At 33.8% G+C, this 12,910-nt stretch carries 13 protein-coding genes; 1 reads left to right on the top strand and 12 read right to left on the bottom strand.

Annotation, left to right across the window (positions count from 1 at the left end):
- Window positions 1–41 precede the first annotated feature (41 nt).
- Window positions 42–659 carry a LysE/ArgO family amino acid transporter gene (locus NSQ08_RS08415; protein ID WP_002189328.1) on the top strand — a complete coding sequence of 206 codons (618 nt, stop codon included), beginning with the start codon at window positions 42–44 and terminating at the stop codon, window positions 657–659.
- A 48-nt stretch (window positions 660–707) separates the two neighbouring features.
- On the opposite strand, the gene NSQ08_RS08410 is transcribed toward NSQ08_RS08415, so the two are convergent.
- From NSQ08_RS08410 to NSQ08_RS08355, 12 genes are all read right to left on the bottom strand, one after another.
- Window positions 708–1,958, bottom strand: coding sequence for an MFS transporter (locus tag NSQ08_RS08410; protein WP_340780071.1), 1,251 nt, complete (start codon window positions 1,956–1,958; stop codon window positions 708–710).
- A 217-nt stretch (window positions 1,959–2,175) separates the two neighbouring features.
- Window positions 2,176–2,382, bottom strand: a complete 207-nt coding sequence (locus NSQ08_RS08405) for an alpha/beta-type small acid-soluble spore protein (protein ID WP_000113539.1) — start codon at window positions 2,380–2,382, stop codon at window positions 2,176–2,178.
- Between the two features lie 123 nt (window positions 2,383–2,505).
- On the bottom strand, window positions 2,506–3,348 hold the full coding sequence (locus NSQ08_RS08400; RefSeq protein ID WP_016102186.1) for a sugar phosphate isomerase/epimerase family protein: 843 nt from the start codon (window positions 3,346–3,348) through the stop codon (window positions 2,506–2,508).
- Window positions 3,349–3,387: 39 nt separating this feature from the next.
- Entirely contained in the window at window positions 3,388–4,371 is a 984-nt protein-coding gene (locus tag NSQ08_RS08395) for a DUF6005 family protein (protein WP_016102187.1), read from the bottom strand.
- A 24-nt stretch (window positions 4,372–4,395) separates the two neighbouring features.
- Window positions 4,396–4,671, bottom strand: coding sequence for a petrobactin biosynthesis protein AsbD (gene asbD / locus NSQ08_RS08390; protein ID WP_016102188.1), 276 nt, complete (start codon window positions 4,669–4,671; stop codon window positions 4,396–4,398).
- Complete coding sequence (locus NSQ08_RS08385) at window positions 4,668–5,906, bottom strand: AMP-binding protein (RefSeq protein WP_016102189.1); 1,239 nt, start codon at window positions 5,904–5,906, stop codon at window positions 4,668–4,670. Before NSQ08_RS08385 ends, asbD begins: the two co-directional genes overlap by 4 nt.
- On the bottom strand, window positions 5,893–7,734 hold the full coding sequence (locus NSQ08_RS08380; protein WP_016102190.1) for an IucA/IucC family protein: 1,842 nt from the start codon (window positions 7,732–7,734) through the stop codon (window positions 5,893–5,895). The genes NSQ08_RS08385 and NSQ08_RS08380 overlap by 14 nt, the downstream gene beginning before the upstream one ends.
- A 67-nt stretch (window positions 7,735–7,801) precedes the next feature.
- Window positions 7,802–9,610: an IucA/IucC family protein gene (locus NSQ08_RS08375; RefSeq protein ID WP_016102191.1), complete on the bottom strand. Its 1,809-nt coding sequence runs from the start codon at window positions 9,608–9,610 to the stop codon at window positions 7,802–7,804.
- Between the two features lie 316 nt (window positions 9,611–9,926).
- Window positions 9,927–10,493: a GNAT family N-acetyltransferase gene (locus NSQ08_RS08370; RefSeq protein WP_016102192.1), complete on the bottom strand. Its 567-nt coding sequence runs from the start codon at window positions 10,491–10,493 to the stop codon at window positions 9,927–9,929.
- A 68-nt stretch (window positions 10,494–10,561) separates the two neighbouring features.
- Window positions 10,562–11,242 carry an MgtC/SapB family protein gene (locus NSQ08_RS08365; RefSeq protein ID WP_016102193.1) on the bottom strand — a complete coding sequence of 227 codons (681 nt, stop codon included), beginning with the start codon at window positions 11,240–11,242 and terminating at the stop codon, window positions 10,562–10,564.
- A 161-nt stretch (window positions 11,243–11,403) separates the two neighbouring features.
- On the bottom strand, window positions 11,404–12,060 hold the full coding sequence (locus NSQ08_RS08360) for a YkyA family protein (protein ID WP_016102194.1): 657 nt from the start codon (window positions 12,058–12,060) through the stop codon (window positions 11,404–11,406).
- Between the two features lie 15 nt (window positions 12,061–12,075).
- Window positions 12,076–12,897, bottom strand: a complete 822-nt coding sequence (locus NSQ08_RS08355) for a peptidoglycan-N-acetylglucosamine deacetylase (RefSeq protein ID WP_016102195.1) — start codon at window positions 12,895–12,897, stop codon at window positions 12,076–12,078.
- Window positions 12,898–12,910: the final 13 nt, after the last annotated feature.

Here is a 12,910-nt window from a genome sequence, read left to right as displayed (position 1 = left end):
TAGACTATCATAATTAATCAAATTAAGTAGGAGGTAATCTGATGAGTGAAGCAATTATTCACGGTATCATCCTTGCATTTGGTCTTATCATTCCATTAGGTGTCCAAAATGTTTTCGTCTTTAACCAAGGCGCTAGTCAACCAAATATTTGGCGAGCTGCTCCTGTAGTCTTGACTGCATCTATATGTGATACATTATTAATATTAATTGCTGTACAAGGTGTCTCCCTTGTCCTCTTAACTTTCTCTTGGTTAACAACCACCTTGTATATGATTGGATTTTTCTTTCTTATGTATATGGGCTGGGTTATTTGGAGAAGCGATCCTTCAAATGATGTAAAACAAGAAAAAAGCATGCCTTTAAAAAATCAAATTATTTTCGCCGCATCAGTTTCATTACTAAATCCACACGCAATTTTAGACACAATTGGTGTAATCGGAACAAACTCTATACAGTACATAGGAAGTGAGAAATGGGCTTTCACTTTTGCAACAATTATAGTTTCTTGGATCTGGTTTATTAGTTTAGCTTTTGCTGGAAAATTTCTTAAAGGATTTGACTCGACAGGAAAAACGATTATAGTATTAAATAAAATTTCAGGGCTACTCATATGGGGAGTCGCACTTTATATGTTAAAACAAGTTGTTTTTCCTAACTAATTAAAGAGAATTGCATGTTATGTAATTGGCATGCAATTCTCTTTCGCATTATGAAGTTGGTTCCGGTTTCTGTTTTAACATCATTTTATCTTTTGCTGGTTTAATCCAAATAATTGCTATGACAGCACCAATAGCAGCGAAGATGCTTGTTAAATAAAACACTTCATGGTCTGCCCCTTTCATAAAAAAAGAATACAGGGGTGGTCCAGCTGCTACACCGATAAATCGCATTGAACTATAAAATGACGTAACTGTCCCCCTCTGCTCTTTTTCAATCCCTTGTGTAATAAGAGCATCTAGACATGGTAACGCCATACCAATTCCTCCCCCCATAATAACGAGACAAAGAAGTAGCAAATAGATTCCTTTTAGAAATAAAGGTAAGAAGACAGATGCAGCAGCCAGTAAAAATCCAATATAGATACACTTTTTCATAATATCTTGTTTATCTCCAATTTTTTTACCAGCCATATATGAGCTAAGTGATAGTACAAGTAAAGGAATAGCGAGTACACACCCTTTCCATATACCATGAATATCGTACTTCGACTCCAGTATAGTTGACAGATAAAAAAGTATTCCGAATAAAATAAGCATAATAATTGCACCTAGTATAAAAATGGCAATTAACCATCTTCCCTTTTCTCGAAACGTAGAGATAATAGATTGAATAAATTCCTTAAGTGGTGGGGCTTCTTCTTCTTGTTTCTTCGCCTTTACTAGTACCAGTAGTAAAACAATCGATATTACACATAAAACTGGAATCGCCAAAAATGGTAAGAACCATACAATTGCTGCAAGAGCTGATCCTAATATGGGACTCAATACTTTTCCAAATGTATTTGACGTCTCAATGATTCCTAAACCTGCACTAACCTGTTTTTCATCTTTGTATAAATCACCGACACATGGTATGACAACTGGCATAGCACCAGCAGCACCTATCCCTTGAATTGCTCTTCCGATAAGAATCCAAACATAAGGGTTATCAACTTTCCATGATACCCATCCCGTTATCGCTCCTCCAATAGCTGCAATTAATAAACTTGGAACCATTACCATCTTTCGTCCCCATCTATCTGATAAATAACCAGCAATCGGTATAAGTATAATTGCAATGATAGAATAAATTGTAATTATCATGGATACTTGGAAAGATGAAATATGTAATTTCTTTTCAATGGTTGGCAGGATTGGAATAAGCATTGAATTACCTAGCGTCATAACAAGTGGAACTGATGCAAGTGCAATTAAACAACAGTTTTCTTTTTTTAACATGTTGATTTCGGAACCTTTCATCATATATTTCTTACCATATAATAGCCCTGGTGGAAATTATGTTTACATTCCACCAGGGCTATTTCATCTTTACTACTTTCCATTTACAACAAAAGAAATTGGGTAAAATATAGCATTACTCCTATTCTTTGAATCCTGTTCACAATATATCCATACCAATTAATTGAAAATAAAAAAGAAAGGAAGAATCCTTCCTTTCTCCTATAACCTTCTACATTTAGCGAGTATATCCGCCACCAAGCTGTTGTTCTGCCATCGCTACAAGGCGTTTTGTAATTTCACCGCCTACAGAACCGTTTGCACGTGAAGAAGTATCAGCTCCAAGCTGTACACCAAACTCTTGTGCAATTTCATATTTCATTTGATCTAGAGCTGCTTGTGCTCCATGTGATGCTAATTGATTAGCGTTACGATTTCTAGCCATTACCGATCACCTCCTTATATATATTAAACTGTATCAAATCCGAAATTAAATACATGGTAATTTTTGGTTATTGTTACTTTTAAAAAAAGAGTCTCTTAAACGAGACTCTTACATCATTCCATCTTATGAAGTTACTACTTCTAATTTTCTATTTGTTAATACCTTCATTTCTTCTTTCAAGATATCTTTCGCATTATTTCCAAACCATTCTAGTGAAGCAAAATGGTCAGTATCTTTCACTTCCTGAATGATTTCATCATAATTTACTATACCTTCAAATAATGGAACCATTCCTTTACGACTTCCAGCTGCGGCATATACATTATGAGGTTCAAACACATGTAAATAATCCGCTGACGATATATTCTTAAAATGGTAATGTTGTATCCACGGCTTTAGTCGACGAAAACTGTCTATCGGTTCTGCACCAGACTCCCATATGTGAAGAAAATCAAGGTTTATTTTCAAATATGGATGGTCTACTTCTTCTAACAATTTCAAAGTAGAAGGCAAAGTATCCGTTAATGTATTTGGGTGTGTCTCTAATAGGACATATATATTGTGCTGAGCAAATAGATCACAAATCATACGAATTCGTTTCACATACTCTTTTCTCTCTTGTTCCGAGAAATCCTCACTACCTTTTTGCCCAGCAAACGTACGAATTTTATTTGTATTAAACCAATTAGATAATGTTACCAGTTGTTCACATTTTTCCAGCGTTTTTTGAAAATCTGCTAATAATGATATATCTAAATAATCACTTATCATCGTAACTTCTAAATTTTTATCCTTTAAAAAATCCAGCTCTCTCTCTGTCGTTTCACGCTCTTGCATATATAAATTTTGTGCATGAGTCCCCCACAACTCAATCCCTTCAAAACCGTTTTCGTATGCAAATTGAACAATATCAGTAAATGAAATTAGTTGATGGCGAAATGAAATTGTACATAGTGAATATTTCATAGGTTTGAACTCCCTTATCTTAAATTCAGTTAGATTGCTTTAAAAAGTTAAGACAGACTGATTTGTTTTCATATCTTTCCATGACAGAAACTGTCTCTCTAATTCATCCTTAATTTGCAGTTCAATTGTATTCATTTCATCAAGCTTCTCAACAATTGTTATTAACATATCTTTATTTTTTGTCATTGCCATTTTGATTGCGCGGTACTGTACATTTGTAAATCCTTGTACAATGTCTTCCACTCGATCACACCAATAATCAAAGTCTTTCTCCGAATATTGTAACGTTTCACGGAAGTATGCAAAGGCATGTTCATAGCTATATTTACGTATTGCCAATACGGGTATTTGCTTTACTGCCGCTACGAGCCCGGAAAGTGAATACCCATCCTCTTCATTTACCATTTTTATAATTAATTTTTTTAATTCCATAGTTAGTTCATTATCATTCTTTTTGAATGTCTCCATGAAATAACTTTCTATCATCTCTTGTGTTGGCTCCTGAATTCCTTCTATATCAATGGAATAGCCTCCACCAAATGGGTTGTCTTTAACAGAATGGAGCACTTTTTCTCTTTCCATATTCCCTTCCCAGCGAAAATCAGGATCAAGCATGAGCCATTCATCTTCTTTCTCTGTCTTCGATATCATTAAATAATGAGGAAACGGTTTTTGATGAAACTTATTTTCTCTCTCAGGCAATAAAGACATATCAACCATTACAATTACGTAACGATTTTCCGGCTTATTTTCTACTAATTCTAAAAATGTTTCTACATTGCTACTTTTATCTTTTGAATGATCATACCACTCGTTCACTTTAACACCATACAATTTTTCATACCAGAGTAAGTAGTTATCATGGTTAATGTTTTCGGAATGATAAGAAATAATCCCGCCTTCTGTTATATCAAAGTCTCCATCCCATAATCCGAAATAAAATGGACGGAAATCTATGTCACTACGCCTTTTTATAATTTCACAAAAACAACTCACTAAACAGTGAACTTTAATTGAAGTCATACTCTCATCCACTTTCCTAAAAGGTTAGTTATTCACATTTACTGCTTGTAACGGTTGTAACTCTTCCATAAAGTCAAGCAAGGAGCCTACTGTAAGAAATGCCTTTGGATCTATCTCATCCTCTGGAACACATAACTTTAATTCCATTTCAATGTATACAATAAGCTGCAACATCATTACCGAATCAATATATAAATCTTGATTTAAACGCATCGTTTCTTCTAAATGCGTTACATTGTTCAGCTCCATTTTTTCTCTCATAATGCTTAATACTGCTTCTTTTAACATTTCACGACTCATGTTGTTGTCTCTCCCATCTCTAATAACTTCCGACTTACTTTCCCTGTTTTATTTTTCGGAATCTCTGCTACATTTTCAATTTCATGTGGCACTTTATAAGACGGTAAATGCTGTATGCACCATTCTCTTATTTGTACTGGTTCAATACGAGAGACTACTTTCGCTTTTACTATTTCTCCCATCACAGGATGCTTCCCGCGATATACAATTGCCTCTTGAATACCTTCTAGTCGAAGCATCGTTTCTTCCACCTCTATAGGAAAGACCTTTAGACCAGATACATTAATAACATCATCCATACGCCCCATAAATTGAAGGCCCCGCTCAGATTTATATCCTAAATCTTTCGTATAAATATCCTTTTCCGCAATTTTCACTATGATTTCTTCCGGCTCATTTTCATCTGAACCAATGTTAATACTTACATGAGGAAGTGGTTTTCCTAAATCTAAATGTGTTTCCATATCATGACATATACTAATGCAACCAGCTTCAGAGCATCCATACTGCTGCATCATATGTTTCGTCATCCCTTTCAGCTTGTAAAATAGCGTTTCTGGCAAAGGTGACCCTGATGTCATAATTTTATGAAACTGAAAAGTCCCTTGTGGAAAACTCCCCATAATATGTAGCATAAGTGGTACTGCATATATGATATGTTTTTCTGTATTACGAACTATATTTAATGCGAATTTAGGGTTTTTATTAGTAATGATGATAGGCTTGCTACCCCTCGTAATTGCAGATAACGTGCCACAAATTAGACCGTATGAATGTGAAACAGGAGCCATAACGATTGGCACTTCGTCTTCATCACATTTTAAAGCTTCATTGTAAGCAGCGATTTCCGTTTCAATTTCCGTCCATGCTCTACGAATCAGTTTCGGTTCCCCTGTTGTTCCTGAACTATATTGTAATAACGAAGGTTCTTCTTGCAATGGCTTTTCTACTTCTAATTTTATAAAGTCGTTACTTTCTACGTATAAAAGTCCAGTACAATTTGCACGCCTTGCCATTTCAATAGCTGTATCCTTGGGTGTATCTTCATGAATAAGTAGTACAGATGCTCTCTTTTCTCGTAGGAAAAACACAAGTGTAATAATATCAAATGGATCTTTTAGACAAAGGGCAAATCTATTTCCTTCTGCTTCTTGAAACTGTTCCATTTCCTCGTAAACTTGTAATTTCCATTCAAAATCATTTTTGCTATATTCTTGTTTATTAACGATTAGCATGATTTCCCCCTGTAACAACTGATTTTTGTATTTTAAGTTGCCTTGCTCTATACAATGGATTTGGAACTTCATGAACAAGTGATTCCACATCCATATATAAACGCCGCTTCGTTAATTGCTCTGCATGGAATGTAGGTGTATATAATTGTAGTGCTTCAAAACGTTCTTTCAAATGCGAAAATCTGCTAAAATGATTTTCTAGTTCTTCAACAACCATGATCCAAAATCTCTCTTCTTTCAATTGATATTCATCGGCCAGTACGAAAGCTAATTCACCTAGATTGAATAAGAACAGCGCATCTAAAACCATTTCTTGCAAACATTCAATACGATCCATTTCAAAGAAATCATTTATTTTTCCATTTGCATATGTTTTATGCATTTTCGTAAAATCAGGACATTTCTCGTATTCTTTCAAGTAAGGACGGTAAAACTCCAGCCCTTCATGAAAATCTTTTAATGCAATTCGGGTCGGCATTCCTTCTTCATGAACCAAAATCATGTTTTGCCCATGTGATTCTAACGCAATTCCATGTTCTACAACGAGGTGTACAACTGGTATAATTGCTTTTTGAATAAGCAATTGTAGCCAGTGTTCTACTCCATATCTCTTTAACCACGAATCAATAATTGGTGTACCATCTTTCCCCTTAGCATATAAACCGTTAAATGGAATTGCCTCTTCTTTCTTATCTAAATATTTGTGAACGCTTTCGCGCCAAATACATCCTAATGAGCCATATGTAGCTTTTTTATTCGCATCGTACGTAACACTCGAAAATTCATTTAACAAAATTAAACGCGATTCATCCCTTAAATAAGGATCATGATCTACTATATCTTTTAACCAATTCGATATAGCAGGTGCACTCACAACCGAATGTGTTTTTAATATACGGATAGTTGAAGTATTGAGTAAATTCATTGATAACTTTACATATGGTTTCGCTCGGTTCGTAATATTTCTTAATGTCCGCATCGACTGCTGCGCGCAATATTCATCTTCTGATTTCCCTAAATGAATAATATATTTATCCTGTATATGGTCAGTATAATTCGGAATAATAAAGTTCTCCCACTGCCAAGGGTGAACAGGCATAAACATATACTTCTTCGAATCACAGTCCATTTTTCGAATACGATCCATATACTCTTCGATTTTCTTTTCACCAATTTCTTCTTTAAATGTACAGTTATAACTCTCTTCACTTTCATATCCTACAGTCGTATATTTCTCATGAACTGCAATCCATATTATTTTCATTGGTTGCATAAATTCAAATCCATATTGAAAATTATCACGATATTGAAACCCTATACGTGCTTTATAACTAGGATGATATGGGTGTCCATCTATTAAATGACTTTCAAGCTCATCATAAGATTTCGCAAGGTAGTCTTCTTCACAACTTCTCTCATATTGTGCAATCGTATCTTTAAAGATTGTTTGTTCTAATTCTTGAATAAAAGAATCCAATTTCGTTCGATCCACTTGAACAATTCGAAAAATCTCCTGTAAAAATTGTGAAACAGATTGTATTTCTTCTTCCTCATCTTGAACTCTCATTATTAATGAGTCATGTAAACAAATACGCCCAAATGTCATACGTTCTTGTCCATAACATTGATACGTAACATTTCGATTCTCGTTATCGAGCCCTTGTATAATAAAAAGAATTTGTTCTTCCTTTTGTATACGAGTTGGTGTAATGATTCCCTCATAAATTAACGATTCTACTAATTGGCGTAGTACTCTCCTTCTCACAAAAATGTATTCTTTTGATTGGAGCGCCTTCAATATTTTTGTTTGATAAACCTCTTCTTTCATAAATCCCTCCGCTATAATACGGAATATCGAATTCCATTATTTGTATTACGTGAAATTTTAGCATTACTTATGAACGAACAGCCACTTCTCTTACGAGTGGATTATCTACTTGTACATAAATTGCTTGCTCTAAAGGATTTGTCAGTTCATCAACATCGAAAAATCTCGTTAGCAAGTTTGCTTTGCATGCCAACTTATCCTCTTCCAACAATTCTCTTAAAAATGTAGAAGGTTCACGGTTATATGGAAGGAATGATTCAAGTACAGACCTTAATTCAGAAAGAAGAATTTCCTCCTTAATTAATCCTGCTGTACCAAAACCGTTAATAAGTCCAAACATATGATTAAAAATTAAATAGTAACGAAACCTTTCATCTACAATATAATCGTCATATAAATTTCCAGTACGTTCTCCAATACCAGATAACTCATTATTAAGCATCTCTTTCATTGAATTACAGAAATAAAACCCTTGATTATCACGGAAATAATATTTTACTGGATAACCATCCTTTAGCTGAACAACACTATTTTGCTGATGAGCTTCTAATGCAACTCCATACTGTAAATACATCCATACCATTGGCTTTAAAGAAATATTTATATACCGCCTAAACCACTCTAAACTTACTTCCTCACAGCTTCTATTTTCTAAATCTGCTAAGTGATGAATAATATTCGATAAACGAGTACGTTCTCCTGGTATAGCATCTTGAACTAGTCCAGCAATTAAAGTAACGTCATTTGCATGTTCACTATAAAAAGGATTCTCTCGAATAATCACTTCAAATCCAGATTCTTGTGTTCCATAATTTAATGTAATAAAGGCTGGATCACAAATAAAATCAAAACCTGGATACTTTTCTAGTACTTCACCAATTGACGTATTTAACATTTCCTTCCCTTCAAGGCCACTCTCAAGTTCCTTCAACTTATTAATGCGCATTGAATTTGTTACTTTCACCGGAAATGAAAACTTAAGCATATATTTTGAATGAGGATGATATAGCGTCCTAAGTGATGATGTTGCCATATAATGCTTACCTACGGGACCGATATACTCAAGTACTCCTTGATTTATCCACTCTTGTACATAAGGTTGATGTAATAACCATTCTGCCTGAAGCGGATGAATTGGAATTAATGAATATTCATCTTCCTTACAGTATTTCACTATAAATTTCTTACTTACCATCTCATCTTTACTTAATTCTTCTTTTATAATCGTTGTTGTAGAATCTAATAATAATGATTTTTCACTTACTATACTTTTATGTGCGCGAAAATAATAAAGCTGGCATTCTCCTTTTAATTCTGGAGAATACATTGCACTTTTCCACTCCAATATACCTTGTCTACTTTTTGGGGTTGGATGAGTTAAATGCCCAAATAATAAAGATTGCTCCGCCTCTATAAAGGATGTATGAAAACCATATAATTCGGATGTTTCTTCTATCCTCTCTTTCAAAAAACCTTCAATATTTTGACAACTTTGAATAACTCGAACCATAAGTTCGGCGGGATTTGTACCCTCTCCATAGTTCATAGACATTTCTTTTATTAAAAACGTAATAACAGTAACATAATCTGCTTTTATGACATTCTTACTTTCTCCAATTTGATAATAAAATTGTTCTCCAAACAAATGACGATCTGTTGGTGATTTATATATAACTTCTCCATACAAAGTAATGTTTTGTGCCGACAACCGACAGCATAAATAAGTGGGGATAGTATCTCTTTGAAATGAATGGCAGAAAATATCCTCTATCCTTTTATCCTCCGTAATCCATTCTCCACTTCCTGTTTCTCTTAAATAACAATTTAAAAAGCTTTGTATTGTTGCATGTTCCGCGATTTGTTTCGCATGCTGCATACTGGTCCTCCTCTTTATATTAACGCTATCGGAATTTCATATTACAATTGATAATTGAATATCGTTATCAATTATGATTCTAATTGATTGTTATTATCAATTCAAGAGTATATTTCAGAATTTTTTTATCTGACTAAATTTTTCTTTTTTTCTATCATATCTTTAATCTTGTTAAAAACATGATTAAAAATATCTTCCTTTCAAAATAATTACTTAATATTTTCTACATTTTTCATTATTATCGATCCAAAACAATTAAAAAAGGTATACCTTTGATAGGTATACCTTTTTTAATTGTTTACATAATACTATTATTTTATATTAAATCCTGCAATTGTTTGTATAAAAGATTTAAATCTCTCCAGCAATACGCTGTTTCTTCTACCTGTACTCTCTCTAAAAATTTCGTATCAATTTTTTCAGGATTAAATTTTTCATAAAACTTTTTAGAAGGATTATTAGTAACAACCCAAACTAAAAGTGATTGCATATCATTGTTTATACATTCCGATAATAAAGCTTGAAATAACTTTTGTCCTATTTTCATTCCTTGATACGTTTGTAAAAGGTATATCGCATATAATTCTCCATCACAATTATATGTACCGGTTCTTTCGATTCCCCCATCGATGAATCCAACTATTTCTCCATTTAACGTCTCTGCTACAAATCTATATTGGTGATTACCTTCTTTTTGAAAAATGCTTTCCCACAATTTCTCTCTTTGTTCATATGTTATATTATCTAAAAATTCGTTAGCAAATATCCCTTTATACGTTGTTTTCCAGCTATCAGCGTGTACCTTTGCTATACCTGGTATATCATCTTTTATCGCTCTTCTAATATGTATTTCCATCGTTTCTCCCCCTTGTTTACTCATCATTATACCAATTTATTTCCTTAAAAATCCAAATAAAAAAAGAGTGAATTTACTTCACTCTTTTTTTACAATTATCTACTTTCAACCTCAACAGATACAACATGATCGATCTCTTTTAGTGAACTATATAGCTCCGTTGTATATAAATCTTCCGGAGCTAAAATAACCATTTCTAATTGCTGAGATGCTCCATTATCAATATCTTTAATTTTCACTCGCTTCACTTGCATATTTAAATTTTTAATTTGCTTAAAAATCCCATCTAACTCTCGATGCTCATTTACAGTAATCTTGATAGACAAGTCCTTTTGTCTCAATGAATATGGGCCTGCAATTTTCACAATTTGCGGAAGTACATTGATTGCTAATATAATTAAAACCATAGCAACCGTCGCTTGTATATAAAATCCTGCTCCAATCGCAATACCTAAAGCTGAAGCAGCCCATACCATAGAGGCTGTCGTTAATCCTGAAATAACATCATTACTTCTTCGTAAAATTACCCCCGCCCCAAGGAAACCGATACCACTTACAATTTGGGCAGCAAGGCGCATTGGATCCATATTCGTATGACCCGGTACAGAATAAACATTCACTGATTCAATTGAAACCATTGTAATTAAACAACTCGCTACGGAAATAACCATACTTGTTTTCACACCAAGCGGTTTATTCTTTAGCTGCCTATCTATCCCGATGAATAATCCTAAAAAAAGTGCTAAACCTAATTTGAATAAAAATTCATATGACATATTTCATTCTCCTTGCTTTACAATGTTTCCCTTCGAATATTTCACTATAACTCTTTTATGATATCAATTCCAGTCTTTTCTATTCATTTAACGACAAAAGCCGAAAAAACATTTTTTATTATAATGTTTTTTCGGCTTTTTCTATAGATTTTTCATCGTAATTAAGATACTTCTTTAATTTTAATTTGTGCATCTTTATAAAATGCTAATTTATTATCATTATACTCTTTTGTATGTGTATTAAATTGTTCTTTCGCCTTTTGCGTTTCCACATTTAACTCGTTAACAGTTTTAACGTTTTCACCAATTTCTTTTAACTTCGTTTCTTTTACTTTTAATTTTTCATACAGTTCTTTTTCAGTCGCTAACGCCTTCGTGTAATTCTCATTCATCTTTTGGAAGGCATCATAACGATTTTTATACGATTCTTCTACTGCTTTTGCTTGTTTTTGCAATTTCTTATCTTCAAGCTTCTCTATATTGCTTTGAACCGATTTCGTTTCCTTCTGAGCTTTTTCTAACAGTTCTCTCTCGTTTTTCAATACTTTTTCACGCTCATCTACATTTGTAGTAGCTTGCTCAATCTTCTTCGTAACTGCTTCATTATGTTCTTTACCTTCTTGTAAAATTTGAGAATATAGTTCTTGCCCTTGCTTTTCTAATTGCTCTAATTTTTTCGTATCCTCAACTAAAGATTTTTCTTGTGTCGCTGCTGCTTCAAAAGCCGTATGTAAATTTTCTTCTGGCTTTTCACCGAAACAACCTGATAATAATCCTACTGATAATGCTCCAACAACTGCTACTTTTCCATACTTCAACTTCAATTCCTCCAATTACATACGGTTATCATGCCAGAAGTTCACTGGGAAGTGACTCTCTTCATGATATGCTTCAAATTCATAACCTTTTTCTTTTAGACCCTTTAAAATTGCTGGCACAGCAGCAACTGATTGCGGGTGAATGTCATGCATTAAAATGACTTCTTGCGGTTTTGTTGCACCAGCTAATACATTTTGAGCGATTTGCGCTGCTGCTGCATCAACTGGTACTTTATTATATTTCCAGTCTAAAGAATCAATTGTCCAGTCCCACACTTTTAAACCATCCTCAACTACTTTATTTCGGAGACCTTCATTTAAACCAGGCATCGATCCGTATGGAGGACGTGTTAATTTAGGGGCTTTCCCAATAATGTTTGCGATTAAGCCTTGATCTTCTTTCATTTCATTAACATACTCGCCATTTTTATATAACTTCGCAAAATTGTGTGTCATACTATGCATTCCAACATAATGTCCTTCTGCATTTTCACGTTTTACTAAATCAGGAAACTGTTTCACATTCGCACCAATTAAAAAGAATGTCGCCTTCGCATCATGCTGTTTTAACATATTCAATAATTCAGCCGTATATTTTCCTGGCCCATCATCAAATGTAAGATAAGCAACTTTTCTTTCCTTTCCGTTAAAACGACTTGGTGCCGTTTTATTCATTTCAACTTTCGATTGTTCACTTGCAAGCTGCACTACATTTTCTTGTTTCGCAACAGCTTTTGCTGGTGAAGTAATAGATTGAAACATGAAATACCCAATAGCTACTATTGCAATCGCTATTAAAACAACTGCAACTCGTTTAATTTTAAAAGCCTTTTCCATTCTATCGAATTCC

The organism is Bacillus sp. FSL E2-8887, from assembly GCF_038007205.1.
Taxonomy (GTDB): Bacteria; Bacillota; Bacilli; order Bacillales; family Bacillaceae_G; genus Bacillus_A; species Bacillus_A mycoides.
This window is presented reverse-complemented; position numbering and strand designations above follow the sequence as displayed.